The 24,515-nt window shown below is 73.0% G+C and carries 18 protein-coding genes and 2 tRNA genes; 10 read left to right on the forward strand and 10 right to left on the reverse strand.

Annotated features, from left to right (window positions below):
- Positions 1 to 13 precede the first annotated feature (13 nt).
- The 4 genes from ACFWPI_RS19930 to snpA (ACFWPI_RS19945) all read right to left on the reverse strand — a co-directional run bounded on the left by ACFWPI_RS19930 (position 14) and on the right by snpA (ACFWPI_RS19945) (position 4,744).
- Positions 14 to 2,089, reverse strand: a complete 2,076-nt coding sequence (locus ACFWPI_RS19930; protein ID WP_380372883.1) for a phosphocholine-specific phospholipase C — start codon at positions 2,087 to 2,089, stop codon at positions 14 to 16.
- A 207-nt stretch (positions 2,090 to 2,296) separates the two neighbouring features.
- Positions 2,297 to 2,956: a pentapeptide repeat-containing protein gene (locus ACFWPI_RS19935; protein ID WP_380372880.1), complete on the reverse strand. Its 660-nt coding sequence runs from the start codon at positions 2,954 to 2,956 to the stop codon at positions 2,297 to 2,299.
- 182 nt (positions 2,957 to 3,138) lie between these two features.
- The gene (gene snpA, locus ACFWPI_RS19940) at positions 3,139 to 3,762 is read right to left on the reverse strand and encodes a snapalysin (RefSeq protein WP_380372878.1); all 624 of its coding nucleotides are present in this window, start codon (positions 3,760 to 3,762) and stop codon (positions 3,139 to 3,141) included.
- A gap of 340 nt (positions 3,763 to 4,102) precedes the next feature.
- A complete protein-coding gene (gene snpA, locus ACFWPI_RS19945) occupies positions 4,103 to 4,744 on the reverse strand; it encodes a snapalysin (RefSeq protein ID WP_380372876.1) in 642 nt (213 codons plus the stop codon).
- Positions 4,745 to 5,004: 260 nt separating this feature from the next.
- Here snpA (ACFWPI_RS19945) and ACFWPI_RS19950 point away from each other — a divergent pair, with 260 nt between their 5' ends.
- The gene (locus ACFWPI_RS19950) at positions 5,005 to 5,979 is read left to right on the forward strand and encodes a LysR family transcriptional regulator (RefSeq protein ID WP_244293453.1); all 975 of its coding nucleotides are present in this window, start codon (positions 5,005 to 5,007) and stop codon (positions 5,977 to 5,979) included.
- A gap of 136 nt (positions 5,980 to 6,115) precedes the next feature.
- On the opposite strand, the gene ACFWPI_RS19955 is transcribed toward ACFWPI_RS19950, so the two are convergent.
- A complete protein-coding gene (locus ACFWPI_RS19955) occupies positions 6,116 to 7,306 on the reverse strand; it encodes a low temperature requirement protein A (RefSeq protein WP_380372871.1) in 1,191 nt (396 codons plus the stop codon).
- 453 nt (positions 7,307 to 7,759) lie between these two features.
- On the reverse strand, positions 7,760 to 9,463 hold the full coding sequence (locus ACFWPI_RS19960) for an ABC transporter family substrate-binding protein (RefSeq protein WP_380372869.1): 1,704 nt from the start codon (positions 9,461 to 9,463) through the stop codon (positions 7,760 to 7,762).
- 345 nt (positions 9,464 to 9,808) lie between these two features.
- Here ACFWPI_RS19960 and ACFWPI_RS19965 point away from each other — a divergent pair, with 345 nt between their 5' ends.
- The 4 genes from ACFWPI_RS19965 (at position 9,809) to ACFWPI_RS19980 (ending at position 13,987) form a co-directional block, all read left to right on the forward strand.
- The gene (locus ACFWPI_RS19965) at positions 9,809 to 10,789 is read left to right on the forward strand and encodes an ABC transporter permease (RefSeq protein ID WP_380372867.1); all 981 of its coding nucleotides are present in this window, start codon (positions 9,809 to 9,811) and stop codon (positions 10,787 to 10,789) included.
- A 16-nt stretch (positions 10,790 to 10,805) separates the two neighbouring features.
- The gene (locus ACFWPI_RS19970; protein WP_380372864.1) at positions 10,806 to 11,735 is read left to right on the forward strand and encodes an ABC transporter permease; all 930 of its coding nucleotides are present in this window, start codon (positions 10,806 to 10,808) and stop codon (positions 11,733 to 11,735) included.
- Positions 11,732 to 13,813: a dipeptide ABC transporter ATP-binding protein gene (locus ACFWPI_RS19975; protein WP_380372861.1), complete on the forward strand. Its 2,082-nt coding sequence runs from the start codon at positions 11,732 to 11,734 to the stop codon at positions 13,811 to 13,813. The genes ACFWPI_RS19970 and ACFWPI_RS19975 overlap by 4 nt, the downstream gene beginning before the upstream one ends.
- A gap of 100 nt (positions 13,814 to 13,913) precedes the next feature.
- Positions 13,914 to 13,987, forward strand: a tRNA-Lys gene (locus tag ACFWPI_RS19980).
- Positions 13,988 to 14,076: 89 nt separating this feature from the next.
- Here the strand turns inward: ACFWPI_RS19980 and ACFWPI_RS19985 are convergent.
- Both ACFWPI_RS19985 and ACFWPI_RS19990 read right to left on the reverse strand, forming a co-directional pair.
- The gene (locus tag ACFWPI_RS19985; protein WP_380335039.1) at positions 14,077 to 14,958 is read right to left on the reverse strand and encodes an alpha/beta fold hydrolase; all 882 of its coding nucleotides are present in this window, start codon (positions 14,956 to 14,958) and stop codon (positions 14,077 to 14,079) included.
- Positions 14,955 to 15,695 (reverse strand): DUF998 domain-containing protein, encoded by a 741-nt coding sequence (locus tag ACFWPI_RS19990; protein WP_380372956.1) that lies wholly within the window; start codon positions 15,693 to 15,695, stop codon positions 14,955 to 14,957. Before ACFWPI_RS19990 ends, ACFWPI_RS19985 begins: the two co-directional genes overlap by 4 nt.
- A 202-nt stretch (positions 15,696 to 15,897) precedes the next feature.
- On the opposite strand from ACFWPI_RS19990, the gene ACFWPI_RS19995 reads away from it, so the two are divergent.
- From ACFWPI_RS19995 to ACFWPI_RS20005, 3 genes are all read left to right on the forward strand, one after another.
- A tRNA-Lys gene (locus ACFWPI_RS19995) sits at positions 15,898 to 15,971 on the forward strand.
- A 223-nt stretch (positions 15,972 to 16,194) separates the two neighbouring features.
- Positions 16,195 to 18,651: a transglycosylase domain-containing protein gene (locus ACFWPI_RS20000; RefSeq protein ID WP_380372859.1), complete on the forward strand. Its 2,457-nt coding sequence runs from the start codon at positions 16,195 to 16,197 to the stop codon at positions 18,649 to 18,651.
- Between the two features lie 169 nt (positions 18,652 to 18,820).
- The gene (locus tag ACFWPI_RS20005; RefSeq protein ID WP_380372856.1) at positions 18,821 to 19,924 is read left to right on the forward strand and encodes a DMT family transporter; all 1,104 of its coding nucleotides are present in this window, start codon (positions 18,821 to 18,823) and stop codon (positions 19,922 to 19,924) included.
- On the opposite strand, the gene lepB is transcribed toward ACFWPI_RS20005, so the two are convergent.
- Together lepB and ACFWPI_RS20015 are read right to left on the reverse strand one after the other, a co-directional pair.
- Positions 19,887 to 20,696, reverse strand: a complete 810-nt coding sequence (lepB, locus tag ACFWPI_RS20010; RefSeq protein WP_380372853.1) for a signal peptidase I — start codon at positions 20,694 to 20,696, stop codon at positions 19,887 to 19,889. The two genes, ACFWPI_RS20005 and lepB, sit on opposite strands and share 38 nt — an antisense overlap.
- 157 nt (positions 20,697 to 20,853) lie before the next feature.
- Entirely contained in the window at positions 20,854 to 21,189 is a 336-nt protein-coding gene (locus ACFWPI_RS20015; RefSeq protein ID WP_063349265.1) for a chorismate mutase, read from the reverse strand.
- 263 nt (positions 21,190 to 21,452) lie between these two features.
- Here ACFWPI_RS20015 and ACFWPI_RS20020 point away from each other — a divergent pair, with 263 nt between their 5' ends.
- Together ACFWPI_RS20020 and ACFWPI_RS20025 are read left to right on the forward strand one after the other, a co-directional pair.
- On the forward strand, positions 21,453 to 21,878 hold the full coding sequence (locus tag ACFWPI_RS20020; RefSeq protein WP_063351385.1) for an OsmC family protein: 426 nt from the start codon (positions 21,453 to 21,455) through the stop codon (positions 21,876 to 21,878).
- Between the two features lie 683 nt (positions 21,879 to 22,561).
- On the forward strand, positions 22,562 to 24,493 hold the full coding sequence (locus ACFWPI_RS20025; RefSeq protein WP_380372953.1) for a putative bifunctional diguanylate cyclase/phosphodiesterase: 1,932 nt from the start codon (positions 22,562 to 22,564) through the stop codon (positions 24,491 to 24,493).
- The last annotated feature ends 22 nt before the right edge of the window (positions 24,494 to 24,515 follow it).

Here is a 24,515-nt window from a genome sequence, read left to right on the forward strand (position 1 = left end):
GGGGCCTGGGGCGTCAGCCGGTGATGCTGGGGGTGCCCGTTTCCAGGTGGCCGGTGAAGCGCTGGGACCAGGTGCTGTCGGCGTCGACCGTCACCGTGAAGTCGTACCAGCCGTTGTTGTAGGCCGCGGCGTTGAAGAAGTCGGTGACGTTGCCGCCGGCGGGGACCTGGTACGTCCAGGGGCCGTCCGTGCGGTAGTTGTTCGACGCGATCGTGAAGGTCATGGGCGTCGCACCGGAGTTGGCGAGCTTGAAGTAGACGGCGAGCTTGCCGGTGCCCGGCTCGACCGCGTACGACGCCGTGGCGGCCGCGTTCTTGCCGGCCTTGGTGGCGTCGCCCTTGAAGCGGCGCAGGAAGCGGTTGGGGCCGACGACCGTCAGGTCGTAGGGGCCGCCGCCGAAGTTGGTGCCGCAGTTGAAGAAGTCGCTGGTGGTGCCGCCCGGGTCGACGGTGTACTGCCAGGGGCCGCCGCTGCGGTAGGCGTTGGCGTAGGCGGCGAAGTGGGCGGACTTCGCCGCCGCCGTGCCCCCGTTGTCCATCGCGATCCAGACCTTCATGACCCCGCCGGAGCCGAATTCCAGGTGGTCCAGGTTGGCGTTCGGCTGGTACGGCAGGGCGCGGGCCGGCCGGGTGCCGGTCTCCTGGATCGGCAGCTGGTTGTTGACCGGGGCCGGGTTGGGCAGCGGGCCGCACGCCGACAGGCCGATGGTCTGCGAGGTGTCGGGCAGCCCGGGCAGGCCGTAGACCGGGTTGGCGAAGTCGAACGCGCTGGTCAGGTCGCCGCAGACGCGTCGGCGCCAGTCGCTGATGTTCCGACATTGCGCGGGTGTGCCGAGGGCGGCGGTCCAGGTCTCCAGGAAGCGGAGCACGGAGGTGTGGTCGAAGGTCTCGGAGTTGACCCAGCCGCCGCGGGTCCAGGGCGAGACGGCGATCATCGGGACGCGGAAGCCGAGGCCGATGTTGGTGCCGTTGTAGAACTCGCCCGGGGTGCCGGCCGGGGCGGCCGGCGGCGGGACGTGGTCGAAGAAGCCGTCGTTCTCGTCGTAGTTGATGAACAGGACGGACGAGTTGAAGACGTTCGGGTCGGCGTTCAGCGCGTCGATCACCAGGTGGACGAAGTGCGCGCCGTCGGCGGGGGTGGCGTACGGGTGTTCGGAGGAGGCCTGGTCGGGGACGATCCAGGAGACCTGCGGGAGGGTGCCGTTCAGCACGTCGGCCTTGATCGCGGCGGCGATGTCGTCCGGGGTCCTGCCGGTGGCCTTGGGCACCGAGCCCATGCCCTTGACGGCCAGCGGGCTGCCGGCCGGGGCGCCGGAGAACTGGGTGAAGTACGCGAGGGCGTTGTCGCCGTAGTTGTCGGCGGCGTTCTGGTAGACCTTCCAGCTGACGCCGGCGCTCTCCAGTGCCTCCGCGTAGGTCTGCCAGCGCAGGCCCTTCTCGTCGCCGCCGTCGTACGCGGGGCCGCCGGCGCTGCCGGCCGGGTCGATCTGGCCGGACCAGTGGTAGGTGCGGTTGGGGCCGGTCGCGCTGAGCACGGAGCAGTGGTAGGCGTCGCAGATGGTCCAGTTCTCGGCCAGCGCGTAGTGGAACGGGATGTCCTGGCGGGTGAGGAAGCCGAGGGTGCGGACGTTGCCCTTGGCGGCGACCCAGGAGTCCATCTTGCCGCTGTTCCAGGCCTTGTGCTGATCGCTCCAGCCGTGGCTGAGGTCGCCGTTGCATTGGGCGAGGCGCTCGGGGTCGGCGCCGCCGGCCGGCTTGGTCTGGCTGAACTGCCACGGGTACTGGCGGCCGAGCAGGCCGTTGGGCTGGTTGAAGACGCTGTAGCCGCCGGCTATCTGGATGGCGCTGCGGTCGGCGAAGCCGCGCACCCCGCGCAGGGTGCCGAAGTAGTGGTCGAAGCTGCGGTTCTCCTGCATCAGGATCACCACGTGCTGCACGTCGTTGATGGTGCCGGTCTGCTGGAGCGTGGCGGTGGAGGCCACCGCGGGTGCGCCGGGGGCGGCCCCTGCGGCGCTGGTGCCGGCCACGGCGAGTCCCGCCGCGGCGGCACCGGACAGCGTGACGAACTTCCTACGACTCAGCTCGGCCATCGGCCCGGCCCGTCCCTTCACTGGCGATCTGGCGATGTTGTGTACACAAGTCGGGGCTCATCGATCGCGCAGCATCTTCCACCCCGGCCGGAGGCGCCCACCAGATGCGCGCGGCAGGGTTGGCGGACTGTTCGTCCGGGTGTCACCGAGCGACGCCGGGCTGAACGGGCGGCGGAAACGGCGGGGAGGGACGGAGCGGGCGGCTGGTCAGCGGTCCTTGACCTCGATTCCCAGCGCCTGGGCGAACTGCGGTGCCAGCTCCAGCAGTTGGGTGGAGCTGATGACCGCGCCGCGCAGCCCCTGGTGGCCGTCCGCGAGGCCCAGCCGGGCGGCCCCGCGCAGGTCGGTCTTCTTCAGGGTGGCGCCGCGCAGTCGGACCTCCTCCAGCGTGGAGCCGGGGAAGGACACCTCGGTCAGCTTGGCCTCGCCGAAGTCCACGTCGCGCAGCAGGCAGTCCTCGAACACGACGTCCCGCAGCACGGCCGCCCGCAGGTTGACCGCCTCCAGCTTGCAGCCGCGGAACACCACCCGGCGCAGCGCCGAGCCGTATCCGGCGACCCCGGCCAGCACGCCGCCGACGAAGGCGCTGTCCTGCCACTCGGTGTCGCTCAGGTCGCAGGCCACCCAGCGGCCGGCCTGCACCCAGACCTCGTTGAACCGGGCCTGGCGCAGCTTGACCCCGCTGAGCGCGACCCCGGTGAAGGCGCATTCCAGGAACGCCGCCCCGGCCGCCGACTCGTCGGTGTGCTCGCCGCCGTCGAAGTGCGTGGTGTCGTACCGCTCGTCGCTGCGCAGCCGCCCGGCGTGGGGGCGGAGCAGGTCCGCGTACGGCAGGTCGGTGAGCTGGTCGGGGGCGGAACGCGGCATGGCGGTGGCACCTCACGGTCGGGGGCGAACGGGTCTCGCCCGCATGCTCGCACGCGGCACCGACAACGGTCGGGACGACGACCCGCCGGACGACCACCCGCCGAAGGGCGACGGCCTCCGGACGACGGCGCCCCGGCCCGGCCGCTGCGGGCTGCGGCCGGGCCGGGGCGCCTGGCGGACGATCAGCCGCGCGCCCAGAGGGAGTTGACGCGGCTGCGCTCGGTGCCGTTCGGGTACGGGTTGGTGCAGGAGGTGCCGGGGCCGCCGCCGGACATCAGCTCGCTGCACGGGCCGGAGTAGTGGTCCGGCAGGCCGAGCACGTGCCCGGTCTCGTGCGCGGTCACCCGGACCGAGTTGTACTGCCGGTTCTGCTGGTAGTCGAGGAAGACGTAGCCGCGCCCGTGGCCGTCGGTGCTGGCGTAGGAACCGCGGCTGTCGTTGCCCTCGTAGTACGAGAAGTCGCCGCCCGAGCCGGACCGCAGCTGGACGTTGCTGACCGAGCTGTTCCAGATCTGCGCGGCGTTGGCGATCTGGGTGCGGAAGCTCGGTGCCGAGCTGGCGTCGTAGGTGACGACGACGGTCGCCAGGTTCGGGTTGGCGGCCTGCTTGGCCTTGGCGGAGGCCATCACGGCCTGGAAGAACGCCTGGTTGTTCGCGGCCTCGGCGGCCGAACCGGCGTACGTCGAGGCGGTGTAGCCCTGGACGGCCGGGCCGGGGGTGGCGGCGGACGCGGCGGTGGTGGGCAGCACGGCGAGACCGGCCGCGAGGGCCAGGCCGAGCGCGGCGGACAGCACGGATCGCTTCATGTGGGGGCTCCGATTCCGGTGGTGCCGTGGCCGGTTGGGGGCCGGCCCTGGGGGACACCTGGTCAGCGGGTGATGTCCCCAGAGCTTCGGGCAGCCCGGCGGGCGGGCGGATGATGTCAACCCGCGATAGCTTCGATCAATACCCCTTGCGGTAAAGCGATTTGAGATGTCTTTAACCGACCTTGACTCGCGCGTGCCCCTGGCATTCCGCTCCACCGGCGGTTAGGCTCCCGATCGGGGAAGCAACCGAGCGGCGGGCCACCCGATTCCGGCCGGGCGGCCCGCCGCACCCGAAGGGCGTCGGCAACTTCCCTGTTTCAGCGGCGAGTTCGCGACTCCCCTAGTTCACGGAATCGACGCCGTTCGACCAGAGGCTGTCGACCTGGCCGCGCTCGTTGCTGTCGGGGTAGGGGTTGGTGCAGGACGGGCCGGGGCCGCCGCCGGACATCAGCTCGCTGCACGGGCCGGAGTAGTTGTCGGGCAGGCCGAGCACGTGCCCGGTCTCGTGCGCGGTGACGCGCAGCGAGCTGTACTGCTGGTTCTGCTGGTAGTCGAGGAAGACGTAGCCGTGGCCGTGGCCGTCGGTGCTGGCGTAGGAGCCGCGGCTGTCGTTGCCCTCGTAGTACGAGAAGTCGCCGGTGCCGCTGCTCGCCTGGAGCTGGACGTTGCTGACCGAGCTGTTCCAGATCTGCGCGGCCTGGGATATCTGGCTGGTGAAGGAGGGCGCGCTGGCGGTGTCGTAGGTGACGGTGACGGTCTGCAGCCACGGGTTGGCGGCCTGCTTGGCCTTGGCGGAGGCCATCACGGCGTGGAAGAACGCCTGGTTGTTCGCGGCCTCGGCGGCCGAACCGGCGTACGTGGAGGCGGTGTAGCCCTGGACGGCCGGGGCGGGCGTGGCCGCGGACGCGGCGGTGGTGGGCAGCACGGCGAGACCGGCCGCGAGGGCCAGGCCGAGCGCGGTGGACAGCACGGATCGCTTCATGTGGGGGCTCCGGATTCGCGGTACGCCGAACCGCCGGGGCCGGTGGGGGCCGGACACGGCTGCGGCGACGGTGGGGGCGCCCCGGTGGGGCCGGGGCGGATTCGCTGCCCCCGAGCTTCGACCCGCCCGGGCCTGCGGCGGATGATGTCAACCGGCGATAGCACGGCCGCATACCGGCGGGGCCCGCAACGTGCCCTCCTGCCGCGCTTTGTTCTGTCATGTCCTTGGCGATGTGGCCGGGTGGCGTCTATGCTCCGGGCGTGGAGCTCGACGTGAGACACCTCCGGGTGGTGTGCGCGATCGCCGACACCGGCAGCCTCCGCAAGGCCGCGCTCCAGCTCGGCATGACCCAGCCCTCCCTCACCACCCAGCTGCACCGCATCGAACGGGCCATCGGCGGCACCCTGTTCACCCGCGAGCAGACCGGCAGCCGGCCCACCGCGCTCGGCCACTCGGTGCTGTCCCGGGCCCGGCCGGTGATCACCGAGATGGCCGCGCTGGTGGCCGCCGCCCGCCAGGAGGCCCGCGACGCGGCCGGCCCCGGGCGGCAGCGCCGGCTGCGGATCGGCAGCGTCGGCAGCCGGGCGGTCGCCGCCTGGCTGCGCCGGGTGCACGAACGGCTGCCGGACACCGACACCACCATCCACGTCGACGTCTCGGCCAGCGCCCTGCTGCGGATGGTCGCCGCCGACCAGCTGGACGTGGCCTTCGTCTACGAGAGCGAGGGCTTCCCGCTACGGGTGCCGCCGGACGCCGAGCACCGGGTGCTGATGGCCCGTGAGCCGCAGTTCGTCGCGCTCGCCGCCGGACACCCGGCCGCCGCCCGCCCGGTCGTCCACCTGACCGACCTCGCCGAGGACACCTGGATGGTCGACCCGACCGCCGACCACGAGTACGCGGCGATGCGCCGGGTGTTCAGCGAGGCCGGGCTCAACCCCCGGGTGGTCCAGGTGCGGGACAACGCCACCGCCGCCGAACTCGTCGCCTCCGGCGAGGCCGTCCGCCCCTGCCAGCCGACCTCCGCCCCCGGGCCCGGCACGGTGGTGCGCCCCGTGCACGGGGACCCGCTGGCCGTCCGGCTGCTGCTCACCTGGCGCCCGCGCGCGCTCAGCCAGCCCGCGCTGGACGCGCTGTACGGCGAACTGCGCGCCGCCTACCTGGACCTGGCCAAGGTCAACCCGGCCTACCTGGCCTGGCTGGCCCGGCACGAGCCGATCCTGCTGGACTGCGCCTGAGCATCACCTGGCCGCCCGGCCGGCGGACGACGGCCACGCGCCTGAGAGTCGCCGAGCACCCCACGGCGGCCAAGCGCCCGAGAACCGCCAGGCGCCCCACGACGGCCGGGCACCCCAGACCCGCCAGGCGCCCCCGTCAGCCCTCCCGGCTGTGCAGCAGCACGCCCACCGCCACGGTCAGCGCGCAGACCAGGCCCGCCGCCAGCACGCCGGAGCCGCCGAGCGCGGTGCAGGCCAGCACCAGCACCGCCCCGGTCGGGGCCAGCGCCTGCGCCGCGCCGGTCTTGGTGTGCCGGGAGTGCAGCAGCCAGACCGTGAGCAGGTAGAGCGCGGTGGGCACGGTGACCGTCGCGGTGGCGGCCGTCGCGGAGATCTCCGCCTGGTGCACGGCCGACTCCACGGCCACCTCCAGCCCAGTGCCGATCGCGGCGGCCGCGCCGAACACCAGGTAGTGGCCGTACCCCCAGGCGAAGGCCTGCCGGTTGGAGCGCAGGTGCTCGTGGACCGGCCGGGCGAAGTAGATCCACCAGGCCGCGAAGCAGATCAGCAGGCCGCCGATCGCCACCGGCAGCAGCCGGCCCAGCTCCTCGTGCTCGTCCACCGCCGACTGCACCGCGACCGTCGCGGCCGCCACCGTCTCGCCGAGCACGATCAGGGTGAACAGCCCGTACCGCTCGGCGATGTGGTGCGGGTGCCAGGAGGTCTGCATCCGCAGTTCGGCGACCACCGGCACGGCCAGCTCGCACAGCACCCCGAGCGGGATGACCACCGGCCGGACGGCGTCCGGCAGCAGCACCACCACCACCCAGCCCACCTGGCAGAGCGCGATCCCGACCGCGTACCGCACGGCGACCAGGCGCGCCTCGCCCTGCTCGGCGGCCGCCGCGCGCAGCCACTGGGTGACCATCGCCAGGCGCATCACCACGTACCCGGTGATCGCCAGTGTCAGGTCCTGGGTGGCGAACAGCCGTGGCACCCCGGCCGCGAGGACCAGCACCCCGGCGATCTGCACCAGCGTGGTGACCCGGTACGGCACGTCGTCGCAGTCGTACGCGGAGGCGAACCAGGTGAAGTTCATCCAGGCCCACCAGATCGCAAAAAAAGCAATCGAGTAGCCGCGCAGGCCGTCGCCGTAGTGGCCGGCCGCCAGGGAGTGGGCGAGTTCGCGCCCGGCCTGGCCGACGGCGACCACGAAGCAGAGGTCGAAGAAGAGTTCCAGCGGGGTGGCGACCCGGTGCGGCTCGTCCCGGTCGCGCGGGACCATCCGGCGCACCGGGGGCGGGTCGACGGGGCGCGGGTGGGGGGCGGCGGCGGATTCGCTGGCCATCGGTGCTGCTCCGGGTTCGGGAGGGGCTGGCTGTCCCGCGCATCCTGGCAGCGGCCCGGGCCCCGCGCACGCACCGGCGCGACGGGCGCAGCGGTTCGCGATCCCGGGGTCGATTGCGCCGTTCGTCCCCTTTTTTCCTTGCCGTCAGCCGTAGTTGACGCCCCGGTGCGCGAACCGGGTGACAGCACGGCGGGTTTCCGGGCGCGCCCCGCGCGCTGCGCCGCGGCCGGCCGGACGGCCCCGCTAGATTCGTCCCCGGTTGGAAGCGAGCGCGGGCCTTGCGGGGCCCCACGACACGGGCGGCCTGCGGGCAACGCGGAAGGTCAAGGCCGGTGGCAGGAGAACGGGGGCGGCGGAGCCGACCTTCCCGTGTCCGTACCACCGGCCTCGTGATCACCGCGCTGCTCGCCAGCGCCTGCCGCCCGGTCGCTCTCGCCGCGTCCGCGGCGGGGGCTACTTCTCCCAGCCGACCTTGGCGTAGTCCTCCCCGGCCAGGCCGAAGGCACCGTAGTTGGCGAGGCCCTTGCGCGTCGCCACCACGGTCGGCCGCTGGTAGAGCTCGACGGTGTGGCCGAGCTCCCAGATCTTCGCGTCGGCCTGGTTGTAGAGCTTCGCGGCCTCCACCGGGTCGACCGTCCCGGCCGCCTTCTTGAGCAGGTCGTCGACCTCCTGGCTGCCGATCCGCGAGGGGTTGTTGAAGGTGTTGTCCCCCACCGGCAGACGGAAGTTGCCCAGGCTCTTGGAGAGCGGGAACGAGTCGGTGTTGCGCCAGCTCGCGATCTCGAACTTGCCCGGGTTCACGTACTTGGTGAAGAAGTCGTTGGCGGGCACCTTGTCCAGGCTCACCTTGACCCCGGCCTGCAGCCACATCGCGGCGGCGGCGGTGGCCAGGTCGATCTGGGCCTGCGGGGTGGACTCGTTGACCGTCCAGTGCAGTTGCAGCGACTGGCCGTCCCTGGTGCGCGGCTGGCCGGCGCCCGCCTCCTTCCAACCGGCGTCGTCCAGCAGCTTCTTGGCGGCGGGGACGTCGAACTTCGCCCACTCGCCCGAGTTGTCCTGGTAGCCGGTCTGGTTGGGCATGAAGATGTGGTTGCCGAGCGGCTTGAACTCCACCGGCACGCCGTTGTTGGCGATCTTGATCAGCGCGGACCGGTCGAGCGCCTTGCCGAGCGCCTGGCGGACCTTCTGGTCCGCCAGCGCGCCGCCGGAGCCGAAGGAGATGTGCACCTCGTCCCACGGGCTGGCGGCCCGGATCGCGGTGTCCTTGGCGTCCTTGAGCTGCCCGTACGCGGCGGCGGTGCCGGCCGTGGCGAGGTCGATCTCGTTGTTGAGGTACGACTGGGTGGTCGCGGACTGGGTCATCACCCGGAAGGTGATCTTGTCCGCCTTGGCCTTGGTGCCCCACCAGGCCGGGTCCGGGACGAGGGTGAGGGTCTGCGCGGTCTTGTCCGCCACACCGATCTTCAGCGCGCCCGCGGTGATCGGGATCTTCTCCACCCAGCCCTTGTTGAAGTCGTCCGGGGTGGCGATGCCGGCCGCCGGGATCAGCGGGCGGAACAGGTTCTGCCAGTCCGCGTACGGCTCGGAGAAGGTGACCTTCACCTCGCTCGGGTCGGCCCCCTGCTCGACGGCGGAGATCTGCTCGTAGCCGGACGGGTCGGCGATGTTGTACGCCGGGTCCTTGCCGTTGCTGGCCTGCCAGTCGGCCTTGAAGTCCAGGTAGCTGAGCGGCTTGCCGTCCGACCACTTGGCCTTGGGGTTGAGCTTGTAGGTGATCACCTCGGGCGAGGTCGAGGTGACCTTGGCGTCCAGCAGGTAGTCGGTGTCGGGCTGGAAGGTGCCGGAGGCGTCCGTGTTGAAGAGCGACGGCTCCAGGGCGCGCATGATCGAGACCGCGTCGCCGTAGGTGCCGTCCACCTGGAACGGGTTCCACTGGGTGATCCACTGGTACAGCGGGAACCGCACCTCGCCGCCGTCCTTGACCTGGTCCAGCGGCTTGGCGTTGATGTCCTGGGAGTCCTGCCGGGGCGGCTCGCTCTTCGCCACCTTGTCGGCCGAGCCGCCCCCGCCCGAGGTGCACGCGGTGACCGCCAGCGCGACGGCGACGGCGAGGGCCGTCGCCCGGCCGAGGCGGCGGGCCGTGGTGGAAGCGTCCATGGAGTCCCCCTGGTGAGGTCTTCGAAACGGGCGGTAACGGGCAGTTGTGCCGCGCGAGGTGTGGCGGGGCTTGAGCGTGGGCAGCCAAGTCGGCACCGGGCCAGCAGAACGTAACAGCCGATCAGTTCCGTCACCAGGGGGAGGACCGCACACCTGATCCAGAAGTCATCCGCGGCAATACCGCCGCAACACCCCGGCCTCGCACCGGTGCCAGACTCTGACCTGCGCTTTCCCCGTACCGCCCCGTCCCCCTGCCGTCCGAAGGCCTGAACGGGCCCCGACCGAAGGCCACCACCCGATGCCCACCAGACGCGTCGGCCCCTCCCCCACCCCGGGCGGCCGTTGATGTTCCGTTACCTGGCGAAGCGCCTGAGCTACTACGCGGTGCTGCTGATCGCCGCCGTCTTCCTGGCGTACGCGATCTCCGCGACCGCCCTCCAGCCGCGCACCTACTTCGACGCCAAGGTCCCCCGCCCGGCCGCCGAGTCGGTCGAGCGCCAGCTCACCGCGCTCAACCTGAACGACCACACCCCGGTCGTCGAACGCTTCGGCCACTGGGCCGACGGGCTGCTCCACGGCGACCTCGGCCGGACCATCCACGACACCCCGGTCACCGACGACTTCGGCCGCCGGGTCTGGGTCTCGCTGCGGCTGCTGCTGCTCGGCAGCCTGCTCGGCATCGTCCTCGGCATCGCCGCCGGGGCCTGGAGCGCCGTCCGCCAGTACCGGATCTCCGACCGGCTGCTCACCGTGCTCTCCTTCGTCCTGCTCTCCACCCCGGTCTTCCTGGTCGCGCTGTTCCTCAAGAACGGCGCCATCGCCGCCAAGGACGCGGCCGGCCACGACGTCATCCCGTTCACCGGCTACGAGACCCCCGGACTGACCGGCGGCCTCGGCGCCCACCTCGCCGACTGGGCGCTGCACCTGCTGCTGCCCACCATCTCGCTCGCACTCGGCGGCCTCGCCACCTACAGCCGCTACCAGCGCGGCACCATGCTCGACGTGCTCGGCTCCGACTACCTGCGCACCGCCGAGGCCAAGGGGCTCACCCGCCGCCGGGCGCTGGTCAAGCACGGGCTGCGGACCGCGGTGATCCCGATGTCGACCATGTTCGCCTACAGCTTCCTGGGCATCTTCACCGGCGCGATCTTCACCGAGACGATCTTCGGCTGGCACGGCATGGGCGAGTGGCTGATCCAGTCGATCAACGAACAGGACGTCAACTCGGTCGTCGCCGTCAACCTGTTCACCGCCGTCGTCGTCCTCGCCTCCGGCTTCCTCGCCGACACCCTGCACGCCGCCCTCGACCCGCGCGTGCGGTCCTGACCGGAGGTGAACTGACGTGACCACCGTCGCCGTGGAACCGGCCGCCCCGGCCGCCGCCCCTCGCACCACCGGCCGGGCCCGGCTCGTCCTCGCCCGGCTGCTCGCCGCCCGCGGGGCCGTCGCCGGAGCCGTGATCGTCCTGCTGCTGTTCGCGCTCGCCTTCGGCGGGCCGTACCTGACGCCCTGGGACTACGCCGCCCCCGACTTCGGCGCGCTGCACCAACCGCCGTCCGCCGAGCACTGGTTCGGCACCAACGGGATCGGCCAGGACGTCTTCGCCCAGACCGTCCGCGGCCTGCAGAAGTCGCTGGTCATCGGCCTGCTGGTGGCGCTGTTCTCCACCGTGCTGGCCTCCCTGGTCGGCGCCTGCGCCGGCTACTTCGGCGGCTGGGCCGACCGCGCGCTGATGTTCGCGGTGGACCTGCTGCTGGTCTTCCCCAGCTTCCTGATCATCACCATCGTCTCGCCCCGGCTGAAGAGCGCCGGCTGGATCGCCTTCGTGCTGCTGCTCGCCCTGTTCAACTGGATGATCACCGCCCGGGTGGTCCGCTCGATGACCATCTCGCTGCGCGAGCGCGAATTCGTCCGCGCCGCACGGTTCATGGGGGTGCGGCCGCTGCGGATCATCACCCGCCACATCCTGCCGAACGTCGCCTCCTTCCTCATCATCGACGCCACCATCGCGGTCGGCGGCGCCGTGATGAGCGAGACCGCGCTCTCCTACTTCGGCTTCGGCGTCAAACCGCCGGACGTCTCGCTCGGCACCCTGCTCGCCGCCGGTACCAGCGAAGCCCAGGTGTTCCCCTGGCTGTTCTACTTCGCCGCCGGCCTGCTGGTGCTGTTCGTCCTCGCCGTCAACCTGATCGGCGACGGGCTGCGCGACGCCCTCGACCCCACCGCCGGGGGCGCGCCCCGCCGCCGCTCCGCCCGGAGGAAGAAGCCGTGACCACCACCGTCGACACCCCCCTGCTCGCCGTCAGCGACCTGCGGGTGGACTTCGCCGGGCCGCACGGCCCCGTCCCCGCCGTCCGCGGGGTGGACCTCACCCTGCGGCGCGGCGAGACCCTCGGCATCGTCGGCGAGTCCGGCTCCGGCAAGTCCGTCACCGCGCTGTCCGTGCTCGGACTGCTGCCCAAGACGGCCGGCGTCCAGGGCTCGGTGCGACTGGACGGGCGGGAACTGGTCGGGCTGCCCGGCAAGGAGCTCGCCGCGATCCGCGGCCGCCGGATCGCCATGGTCTTCCAGGACCCGCTGTCCGCCTTCACCCCGGTCTACCGGATCGGCGACCAGATCGCCGAGGCCGTCCGCATCCACCAGCGGGTCGACCGGGCCGCCGCCCGCCGCCGGGCCGCCGAACTCCTCGACCTGGTGGGCATCCCGGCCCCCGAACGGGCCCTGGACAGCTTCCCGCACGAGTTCTCCGGCGGCATGCGCCAGCGCGCGATGATCGCCATGGCGATCGCCAACGACCCCGACATCCTGCTCGCCGACGAGCCGACCACCGCGCTGGACGTCACCATCCAGGCCCAGGTGCTGGACGTGCTGCGCACCGCGCAGCGGGAGACCGGCGCGGCCCTCGTCCTGGTCAGCCACGACCTCGGGGTGATCGCCGGGATGGCCGACCGGGTCGCGGTGATGTACGCGGGGAGGGTGGTCGAGACCGCCGGGGTGGACGAGCTGTTCGCGGCCCCGCGCCACCCGTACACGCTCGGCCTGATCGGCGCGGTGCCCCGGCTGGACGGGCTCGGCGGCCCGCTCGTCCCGATCCCCGGCGCACCCGCCCCGATGGCCGACCTGCCGCCGGGCTGCCCGTTCGCCGCCCGCTGCCCGCTCGCGGAGGAGCGTTGCTCGGCGGCGGAGCCGGAACTGGCCGGGGGCGACGGTCACCTGGCGGCGTGCGTCCGGTCGGCGGAGCTGGCCGAGCGGCGGCCCGCGCCGGCCGACGTCTACCCGGTGCCGGCGCTTCCGGCCCCGTCGGCCGCTCCGGAGGGCCGGGGGGACCGGGGGGACCGGGGCTCGCGGGCGCCGGTGCTGGCGGTGAGCGGCCTTGGCAAAACGTTTCCGCTCCTCAAGGGCACGGTGTTCAAGCGCCGGGTCGGCGAGGTCTACGCGGTGGACGGCGTCGACCTGGACCTCCGGGAGGGCGAAACCCTCGGCCTGGTCGGGGAGTCCGGCTCCGGCAAGTCCACCACGCTGTTCGAACTGCTGAACCTCACCGCCCCCGAGACCGGCCGGATCGAACTGCTCGGCCACGACACCGCCAAGCTCTCCCGCGCCGAGGCCCACCGGCTGCGCGCCCGACTGCAGATCGTCTTCCAGGACCCGATGGCCAGCCTCGACCCGCGGATGCCGATCGGCGACATCATCGCCGAACCGCTGCGCGCCCAGCACGCCGCCCGCGAGCAGATCGCCCGCCGGGTGCCCGAACTGCTGCACCAGGTCGGCCTCGACCCGGACCACGCCGCCCGCTACCCGCACCAGTTCTCCGGCGGGCAGCGCCAGCGCGTCTCCATCGCCCGGGCCCTGGCCGTCCGGCCGAAACTGCTGGTCCTGGACGAACCGGTCTCCGCCCTGGACGTCTCCATCCAGGCCGGGGTGCTCAACCTGCTGCAAGCGCTCAAGGCCGAACTCGGCCTCTCCTACCTGTTCGTCTCGCACGACCTCTCGGTGATCCGGCACCTCGCCGACCGGGTCAGCGTCATGTACCTCGGGCGGACGGTCGAACAGGGCGAGGTCTCCGCCGTCTTCGACCGCCCCCGACACCCGTACACCCGCGCCCTGCTCTCCGCCGTCCCGCTGCCCGACCCCGCCGCCGAGCGCGCCCGCGACCGCATCCTGCTCGCCGGCGACCCGCCCTCCCCCACCGAGCGCCGCACCGGCTGCCCCTTCCGCACCCGCTGCCCGGTGTACGCCCGCCTCGCCGACCCGGCCGCCCGCACGCGGTGCGAGCAGGACCGGCCGGCGCTCCTCGGCGACACCCCGGCGCAGGACCACCAGGCGGCCTGCCACTACCCGGAGTCGTAGCCGGCCGCCCGCGATCGCTGGGGGTGATCACTACGGGTGACCACTCGAAAGCGATTCGGCGGATCGACCGGGCGCCGTGTAAAGTGCTCCGAGTCAGCAGGCGCCGCTAGCTCAGTTGGTTAGAGCAGCTGACTCTTAATCAGCGGGTCCGGGGTTCGAGTCCCTGGCGGCGCACATGGCAAGGTCTCAGGCCGCTCACTTCGGTGGGCGGCCTGAGGCGTTTCAGTGCGCCTTTCAGTGGGCGCCGCAGCGGGTGCCCGGCCTCAGCCGGTGTCCAGGACGGCGGAGGCCACCGCGTCCGGGCGGTCGAACATCACCAGGTGCCCGGCCGGGGCGGTGGTGCGGTAGTCGGCCCCGAGCAGCGCCGCCAGCTCCCGCTGGCCGGCCAGCCACTCCTCGGTACGGCGGCTGCGGCAGCCGTCGTCGGCGGCGAGCACGGTGACCGGCAGGCCCTCGGGCAGCGGCCGGGTGCGCCGCAGCCCGTCCACCTCGGCGGCCAGGTCGAGGTAGCGCGCGTTCTCCCGCAGCAGGGCGCGCAGGGCCCGGCCGGTGCGGTAGCAGTGCCGCACCAGCGGCGCCGGGGCGAGGTCCTCGCGGCAGACCGTGGACAGCCGGGCCGTCAGCCGGCGGGCGGCCGGGCCGAGCAGGTACGGCACGGCGACGGCGGTGGCGGCGCCCGCGAGCGCCCGGGCCGCCAGGTCGCGCGCGCCGGGGGCCGGGTACGGTCGGGCCGCCGGCTCGACGCTGCTGTCCACCAGGACCAGCCCGGCAGCCCGGTCGGGGTGCAGCCGGGCGAAGGCCTCGACGTGGAAGCCGGCCAGCGAGTGGCCGACGACGGTGCAGGGCCCGCGCAGCCCGAGGCCGTCCAGCACCGCGCGGATCCGCTCGGCCTCGCCGGCGGCCGTCGGGGCGGGCCGCCCGGTGGCGGGCTCGGGGGCGCTCAGCCCGTAGCCGGGCCGGTCGAAGCGGACCACGGTGCGGTAGGGCGTGAGGAAGGGGACGACCAGGTCCCAGTCGAACCAGCTGCTGCCGAGGCCCCCGGTGAGCAGGCAGACCGGGCCGCTGCCCTCGGTGCGGACGTGCAGCGGGACGCCGTCGACGCGCAGGAAGCGCGCCCGGGTGCGGGGGTCGTCGGGTGCGGTCATGCCGGCTCCCGGCCCGGGGGCCGTTCGGCCGACCGGGGCCCCCGGTGCGCCGGCGGAGAAGCGTCGGACCAGGTGGATTCGTCGCCCGGCGCCCCCGCGGGGAGGGCCAGGCTCACTGCCAGGACGGCCAGCCAGAGCGCCACCAGCAGCACCTGGAGCCGCTGGCCGGCCCCGAGCGCCCAGGTGCCGCGCCCGGCCTCGAAAGCGGCGATCGCGGCCAGGCTCCAGCCGGTGGCCAGCAGTTCGGCGCCGAGCAGCCAGGGCCCGATCCGGCGCACCGGCGGCCACCAGCCGTAGCGGCGGGCGGCGACGGTGAGTGCGGCCAGCCCGGTGAGCGCACCGAGCATGGCGAGGCTGCTGGTGACGGCGTGCGCGGTGTGGGTCGCGGGGACGAGCCCGGCGGTCTCGCGGGCGGCGCACATCTCGTCACTGGTGGGGGCGCAGCTGAGCGGCAGCCGGGAGTCGGCGGCGGTCGCCGCGCCGAACAGGGCGAGCGCGGACCAGCCGACCACCGCCCACCCGCGCCGGGCACCGCGCGGCCCGGCCTGCCCGCCGGCGAGGGCGGTGACGGCCGCGGCGAGCACACAGAGCCCGGCGGCCAGGTCGGTGGCCCGGAACAGGCCGCCCAGCGGCTGGTCCTCGGCCGCGAGTTCGCTGATGTACGCCTGCACCGGGTCGAGTCCGGTGCTCAGCACGACCTCCAGCACCCACGCGGTGTACGCCGTGGCGCTGAGCATCAGCAGCGCGGCGACCGCCTTCCGCGCGTTCGGGTGTCCGGGCTTGGGGCTGGGCACCGTTCCACCCTAACCGGCGGCGAACTGCACCCCAACCGGGCGGAAACGGACAGCTCGGCGGCGGGCCGGCTCCCGCGCGGATGCGGGCGGTTCCGGGCGGTTCGAGGCACCCGCCGGGACCGTGTATTGTTTTCCAGGTCAGCAGGCGCCGCTAGCTCAGTTGGTTAGAGCAGCTGACTCTTAATCAGCGGGTCCGGGGTTCGAGTCCCTGGCGGCGCACAGACATTTGGGGAGCCTCTCGCAGCAGCGAGGGGCTCCTCAATTTTTTGGCCTTCGACGTCCGTTTTGCGTGTGATGTCGGTCTCGATTGCCGTTCCGGTGGAGCCAATCGGCCCGCCCGGCTCGTCCAGGGCAGTAAACCGGAATCGGGACAAAGGTCCCTAACCACCGATGTCCCCGTCCGTGCAGGCCGACCCGGTCCGCCCGCAGGAAAGGCCGCGCCTTGTCCGAGAACGCCCAGAGCGGCCGTCGCACGCCGTCGACAGGCCTCCGACCGGTCAAACGCTTCCAGCGCGCCGCCCCCGCGACCGGCGGCAGGAAGCCCCGCCGTCCGAAGCGCACCGGCTGGCGCCGGCTGATCCCCACCTGGCGGATGAGCCTGCTCGGCCTCGCCGTGGCCCTGCTGCTCGGCGTCGGCCTGTTCGCGCTCGGGGTCACGCTGGTGAAGGTCCCCGACGCGCACGCCGCCGCGACCGCGCAGAGCAACACCTGGCTCTACGCCGACGGCTCCGTGATCACCCGCACCGGCCAGACCAACCGGCAGAACGTCAGCCTGGACAAGGTCTCCCCCGCCGCCCAGCACGCCGCACTGGCCGCCGAGGACCGCAACTTCTACCACGAGGGCGCCGTCAACGTGCAGGGCCTGCTCCGGGCCGCGGTCAACACCGCCAAGGGCGCGGGCACCCAGGGCGGCTCCACGATCACCCAGCAGTACGTGAAGAACACGTACCTGAACCAGAAGCAGTCGGTCACCCGCAAGGTGAAGGAACTCTTCATAGCCATCAAGGTGGACGCCACCGAGAGCAAGGACGACGTCCTCTCCGGCTACCTGAACACCTCCTACTACGGCCGCGGCGCCTACGGCATCCAGGCCGCCGCCCACGCGTACTTCGGCGTCGACGCCTCCGCGCTCGACCCCGCCCAGGGCGCCTACCTGGCCACCCTGCTGAACGCCCCGAGCGCCTACGACGTGGCCACCGCGACCCCGGCCGGCAAGCAGAACGCCGTCAACCGCTGGAACTACGTGCTGGACGGCATGGTCAAGGAGGGCTGGCTCTCCGCCGAGGAGCGGTCCGCCATCACGTTCCCGGACGTCAAGGACCCGCAGCCCAACCCGGGCCTGTCCGGCCAGACCGGCTACCTGGTGAACGAGGCCACCCAGTACCTCACCTCGAACCAGGTCATCAGCGAGACCGAGCTGGCCAAGGGCGGCTACACGATCAAGCTGAGCATCGACCCGGCCCGCCAGCAGGCCCTCCAGGACTCCGTCCAGGCGCAGCTGCGCGACACCCTGAACCCGGACAAGCGGAAGAAGGACGCGGCCGCCCAGGCCGGCGCCGTCTCCGTGGACCCGAAGACCGGCGCGGTCGTCGCCCTCTACGGCGGCGTCGACTACGTCAAGCACTACGTCGACAACGCGACCCGGCGGGACTACCAGGCCGGCTCGACCTTCAAGGCGATCGCCCTGGCGGCCGCGTTCGAGAACAACGCCAAGACCCAGGACGGCCGGACCGTCACCCCGCGCACCGTCTACGACGGCACCAGCGGCCGCAAGGTCCGCGGCGGCAAGGGCACCCCGTACGCGCCGCCGAACGAGGGCGACAGGAGCTACGGCCAGATCTCCCTCCAGCAGGCCACCGACTGGTCGGTCAACTCGGCGTTCGCCCAGCTGGCCCAGGACACCGGGCTCCAGAAGGTCAAGGACACCGGCATCGCGCTGGGCCTGCCCGGCAGCACCCCGGGCCTCGACCCGGTGCCGTCCATCCCGCTCGGCGCGGCCACCCCGAGCGTGCTCGACATGGCCGGCGTGTACGCGGCGCTGGACAACGGCGGCAAGCAGATCACCCCGTGGCTGGTGCAGTCCGTGGACCGCGAGGGCGAGGCCCTCCCGCTGCCCGCGCACAAGACCACCCAGGCGATCAGCACGGACACCGCGAACCAGGTCACCTCGATGCTCCAGGGCGTGGTGAGCGACCCGGGCGGCACCGGCTGGCGAGCGAAGGCGCTGGGCCGCCCGGTGGCAGGCAAGACCGGCACCACCGACGACCAGAAGTCGGTCTGGTTCGTCGGCTACACCCCCGAGCTGGTCACCTCGGTGGCCCTGTTCGGCCAGGACCCGGGCAACGGGGCCCAGGTCAGTCTGAGCGGCGTCGGCGGGATCGACGGCGCGGCGGGCGGCCAGTTCCCGGCGCAGATCTGGACCAGCTACATGAAGGCGGCGCTCAAGGGCGTGCCGGTCAGCGACTTCCAGACCCCGGCCGACGGCGGCGACTCCGCCGGCGCCACCGATCTGCCGACGGCCCCGTCCTCGCCGAGCGCCACCCCGTCGACCGGGACCGGCTCGAACGGCGGCTCGACCGCCCCCGCGGCGCCGACCACCCCGCCGAGCGACGGCGCCGGGGCCGGCTCGGGCTCGGGCTCGGGCTCGGGCTCGGGCTCGGGCTCGGGTCCGACCACGCCGGCCGGCGGCTCGAACTCCGGCGGCGGCGTGACCAGCCCGCCGACCGTGCCCCCGGCCACCCAGCAGCCGACCGCCCCGCCGACGACGCGGCCCACCGGGCGGCCCACCGGCCGGCCGACACCCTCCACCGGCCCGACCACGGCGCCGACCACGCAGCCGACCACCCAGCCCACGGGCGGGCCGGACACGCTCACCGGGGCGGGGGCGAACGCCGGGTAGCGGCGGCGGGGGGGCTTGGGCGGCGGGGGGCCCGGACGGCGAGGGGGCGCGGACGGCGGGAGGGTCGTGCGCAGGCTGGGTGAGTGCGCCGCTGCGCACAGTTCCGTGCAGGACCAAATGACGGAATGGCACCTTACTGAACGCCCGGTATGACTGTCACAATGCGTCGGTGCACAGATCAACGGCCTCGCCCACCCTCCCCACGGGCAGAACCCTCGGCCTCAGCCTCGCGCTGGTCTCCGCGTTCGCCTTCGGCGGCTCCGGCACCGCCGCGAAACCGCTGATCGAGGCCGGCCTCTCACCGCTGCACGTGGTGTGGCTCCGGGTCACCGGCGCCGCCGTGGCCCTGCTCCCCATCGCCTACCGCCACCGTGGCGCCGTCCTGCGCCGCCCCGGCCTGCTGATCGGGTTCGGCCTGCTCGCCGTGGCCGGCGTCCAGGCCTGCTACTTCGCGGCGATCTCCCGCATCCCGGTCGGCGTCGCCCTGCTCATCGAGTACCTCGGACCGCCGCTGCTCATCGGCTACGTCAAGCTCGTCCAGCGCAAGCCGATCAGCCGGGGCGCCGCGATCGGCGCCGGCGCCGCGGTCGCCGGGCTGGCCTGCGTGGTGGAGGTCTGGAACGGCCTGAGCTTCGACGCGCTGGGCGTGCTCTTCGCCCTCGGCGCGGCCTGCTGCCAGGTCGGCTACTTCGTGCTCGCCGACGCCGGCCGCCGGGGCGAGCGCCCGGTCGACCCGCTGGCGGTCAGCGCGTTCGGGCTGCTGATCGGCGCCGTCCTGCTCACCGTCTTCACCCGGCCCTGGCAGGCCGACTGGAGCACGCTCGGCGGGTCCGTGGTGATGAACGGGCACACCCTGCCCGCGCTGCTCCCGGCCGCCTGGATGATCCTCATCGCGACCGTGCTCGCCTACCTGACCGGCGTGATCGCCGTCGGGCACCTCTCGCCCCCGGTCGCCGGGGTGGTGGCCAACCTGGAGGCGGTCGTCGCCACCGTGCTGGCCTGGGTCCTGCTCGGCGAGCACCTCGGTCTGCCGCAGATCGCGGGCGGCCTGCTCGTGCTGACCGGCGCCTTCGCGGCGCAGACCGGCAAGCCGGCGGCCGCGGAGGCCGCGGACACCAAGGGTGCTCGGGACTCCCGGGACGCTCCGGACACCCGGGACGCTCGGGACTCCCGGGACGCTCGGGACTCCCGGGATGCTCCGGACTCTTCGGAGCGGGTCGCCGCCGAGCGGCAGGTCAGCGGCCGACCCAGCCGAACCAGTCGAGGTGATTGAGCGGCCACACCACGGCCGACACCGGCCCGACCACGTTGTCCACCGGCACTGCCCCGCCCCCCGGACCGCGCTGGTGGTAGCGGGAGTCCGCCGAGTCGCTGCGGTGGTCGCCCTCGACCCAGACGTGGCCCGAGGGCACCGTCACCGGCCCGAAGTCCAGGCCCGCGCAGGAGTCGTCGCCGGGGTGCAGGTACGGCTCGTCGACCTTCTTCCCGTCGACGGTCAGCGTGGTGCCCGTGCACTGCACGGTCTGGCCGCCGGTCGCGATGACCCGCTTGACCAGGTAGTTGTCGTCCTTCGGCGGCACCAGGCCGACGAAGCTCAGCACCGAGTCGGCCGCGTTGGTGAACGGGTTCGAGTCGACGGGCTGCGGCGGGAGCCAGCCACCCGGATCCTTGAACACCACCGGCTGCCCGGGCTCCGGCTTCCAGCCGGTCAGCGGCGCCAGCTTGTTCACGCCCACCCGGTCGCCGATCCGCAGCGTGTTCTCCATCGAGCCGGACGGGATGGTGAACACCTGGAACAGGCAGGTCTTGATCAGCAGCGCGACCACCAGGCCCACCGCCGCCATCGCCGGGATCTCGATCCACCAGGGCCGGGGCCGACGCCCGGTCCGCCGGGCCTTGCGGCCGCGCGAACCGCGCGCACGGCGGCGGGCCTCGGCACGGCCTCCGGGCGCGTCAGGGGCCTCGGAAGCACCGGGGCCGCGTCCGGCGGCGGGGGCCGGACCGGACCCGGCATCGCTCGGCGTTTCGGGCAGGTTCACCGCCATCGTCGCTGCTCCACCTCTCCGGCTGGGGGAACCTGCACGCTACGCCAACCCCGGAGCCTCACGAAATCCGGCGTTTAGCCGCCCCCGACATGTCCGGGCCGGGCGGCGCCGGGGCCGTCCTCGACGGCTCACCACCGCCCCCCTCGGGGGTGCGCTCTCAGGCGCGGGCGATGGCCTCGTGGTGCCGGATGACCTCGGCGATGATGAAAGTCAGGAACTTCTCGGCGAAGACCGGGTCCAGCTTGGCCCCGGCGGCCAGCTCCCGCAGCCGCTTGATCTGGTCGCGCTCACGCGCCGGATCGGCCGGCGGCAGCTTGTGCTCGGCCTTGAGCCGGCCGACCCGCTGGGTCGCCTTGAAGCGCTCGGCCAGCATGTGGACCACCGCGGCATCGATGTTGTCGATGCTCTCGCGCAGGCTGGTCAGCTCCGCCCGCACGGCGGCGTCGACCCCGTCGGTCAGGCCTGCGTCGGGGGTCGTGGGGTGGTCCGTCATCGGGGCGGCTCCCGGTGTCTGAAGTGGGCACCCGGCCGTACGGCGGCCGGGCTCGGGCCCGGGCAAATCTAACAGGGCCCCCGTGGTGGAGCCGCACCTTTTGGCGGATCCGTCCACAATCCGGACATTGCCCGCACCGCCCGGCACCCGGCGCCGATCCGGGCCCGCGCCGCCCCGGGCCGAACGGGGGCCGCCCCGTAGGCTGGTGCGCGCATGACCGGAAGTGACGACTCAGCAGTCCCTCAGTAATGGAGGTACCGATCGTGGCAACCACCCGCACCGCCCGCACCGCTTGGGAAGGCAACCTGCTCGACGGCAAGGGGCAGGTGACCTTCGCCTCGTCCGGGATCGGCGAGTACCCCGTCTCCTGGCCGGCCCGGGCCGAACAGCCCAACGGCAAGACCAGTCCGGAGGAGCTGATCGCCGCCGCTCACTCCGCGTGCTTCTCGATGGCCCTCTCGCACGGCCTGACCGGCGCCGGCACCCCGCCCGTCAAGCTGGACACCCAGGCCGACGTCACCTTCCAGCCCGGCACCGGCATCACCGGCATCCACCTGACCGTCACCGGCGAGGTGCCCGGACTGGACGAGGCCGACTTCACCAAGGCCGCCGAGGACGCCAAGGCCAACTGCCCGGTCAGCAAGGCGCTCACCGGCACCACCATCACCCTCACCGCCAAGCTGGCCTGACGCCCCGACGGATCCCGTCGGACCCCGTCGGACCCCGGCGGATCCCGGCGCGCTCCGGCCGCTCCGGGCGCGCGGTCGGCGCCCGGGGGCGCGATCTCGGCGCACGCGCCCCTGGCGCACATCATGTGATGTGCACCGGGGGCGTCTGCGCGTACCGCCGCACATGATCACAAAGCGGGCGAATCACCCTGGCGGCGGTCACCGCGCGTTGCCGCCGCGGCCTATGATCGGCCGCAGCGCCCTGTTCTTCACGCGGGTCTCCGCGCGACAGCGCCCCACGGCGGGCGCCCCGCACCGGACCGACTCCGAGGACCGCGACAGAGTGCGGAGCCGGCCGCCGGAGTCCCGATCGGCCGGCCGGACCAGCATCCAACGTCAGCAGCGGACGGGAGCATGCCGTGCCGGGCCAGAACGAGGGGGCCGACGCACACCACCCGGGCGTGCGGCACGAGGAAACACCGCACCACCGTCACCTCACAACACCCCTCCTGGGCCCGGACATCAGCACCGTCGGTCCGGCCAGTCCGGTTGGTCCGGTCGGTTCGATCAGTCCAGTCGGTCCGGTCGGCGTCGTCGGTTCCGTCACGGCCGTCGGTGCTGTCGCGACCGGCGGCAGGGCCGTCGGCACGGCGAGTGCGGCGAGTGCGGCGAGTGCGGCGGGAACCGTGCTGGACGACCCCGGGATGCTGCTCTGCCCCACCTGCTCGGCGCCGCTGACCGACGGCACCCACCGGAGCGCCGTCGACGGCCCAGGCCAGGAGAACGGCGGGAGCGACCGCCTGCTGGCCGCGCTGCGGGCCAGCGAATCCCGATTCCGGGCCGCCTTCTGCGACGCGGTCATCGGGATGGCCCTGATCGACCCCGAAGACCGGATCATCGAGGTCAATCCCGCCTTCGCCGCCCTGATCGGACGCAGCGTCGGCGAACTGGTCCGCACCCACCTGCACGAGATCATCGATCCGGAGGGCATGCCGCACCGGCTCTTCCCCGAACTCGTCCACGGCGGGCGGGAGCGGTTCCGCGTGGAGAAGCAGCTCAAGCACCGCGAGGGCCGCACCGTCTGGAGCAAGGTCACCGTCTCGCTGATCCGGGACGGCGCCGGCCAACCGCTCTACACCCTCGCACTGGTGGAGGACATCACCGAGCAGCGCCGGCTCGGTGACCGTCTGGAGTACCAGGCCCTGCACGACCCGCTGACCCGACTGCCCAACCGGACGTCCTTCTTCGAGCGGCTCGACGCCGCCTGCGTCACGGCCACCGGGGCCACCGGGACTTCTGAGCCCGCCGAGGCTCCTGACACCGCCGGCACCAGCGACACCGTCCTCGCGCCGGCGGACGGGCGCCGGGTCGGCGTCTGCTACCTGGACCTCGACGGTTTCGCGGCGATCAACGAGACGCTCGGGCACCACATCGGCGACCAGTTGCTGATCGCCGTCGCCGCCCGGCTGCGCGGCGGGTTCTCCGGGCACGACGCCCACCTGGTGGCCCGGATGGGCGGCGACGAGTTCGCCGTCCTGGTCACCGACAGCCGGGGCAGCGACCAACTGACCGACCTGGCCGCCCGGATCCTCCAGGAACTGGAACACCCCTTCGACGTCGCCGGACACCGGCTGGTCATCACGGCCAGCGTCGGCGTCGTCGAACGGTCCGTGCACGAGACCACCCCGACCGACCTGGTCAAGGACGCCGACGCCACGCTCTACTGGTCCAAGGCCGACGGCCGCGCCCGTTGGACCCTCTACGACCCGGACCGCGGCGCCCACCAGCTGACCCGCCAGCTCCTCGCCACCGCACTGCGGCCCGCCCTGGAGCGCGGCGAGTTCACCATCGAGTACCAGCCGCTGGTCGGCCTGGCCGACGGAGCCGTCCACGGCGCGGAGGCCCTCGTCCGCTGGCGCCACCCCCGCTACGGGACGCTCTCTCCGGACCGCTTCATCCCGCTCGCCGAGGAGACCGGCGCGATCGTGCCCCTCGGCACCTGGGTGCTGGAGGAGTCCTGCCGCCAGGCCCGGCAGTGGCTCACCGAGTTCCCCGAGACCGAGACCTTCGTGAGCGTCAATCTGGCCGCCCGCCAGATCTGGGACTCCGACGTGGTCGCCGACGTCGCCCGCGCCCTCGAACGCACCGGGTTGCCGGCCCGGCTGCTCCAGCTGGAGATCACCGAGAGCGCCCTGCTCGGCCCCGGCGGACGGCCGTTGCAGGCGCTCCAGGCGCTCGCGGACATGGGCGTGCGGATCGCGATCGACGACTTCGGCACCGGCTACTCCAACCTGGCCTACCTCTCCCGGCTGCCGGTGCACGTCCTGAAGCTCGACGGCACCTTCATCGAGGGGTTCCGCGACCCGGCCCCGGCGACGAACCCTTCGGAACTCCCCGAGCTCGGCTCCCGCCGCAGCGACGCCGACGAGCAGATCGTGGGCGCGATGGTGCAGCTGGCCCACACCCTCGGCCTGACCGTCACCGCCGAGGGCATCGAGAGCGCCGCGCAGGCCGAACGGCTGCGGCTGACCGGCTGCGACACCGCCCAGGGCTGGTACTTCGCCCGGCCGGGCGAGGCCGAGCTCGTCGCCGCCATACTCCGCAAGGACCGCCCCGGCCCGGACACCAGCCGGTAACCGGGGCCGGCCCCGCTGCGGA

Source organism: Kitasatospora sp. NPDC058492 (assembly GCF_042720685.1).
Classification (GTDB): Bacteria; Actinomycetota; Actinomycetes; order Streptomycetales; family Streptomycetaceae; genus Kitasatospora.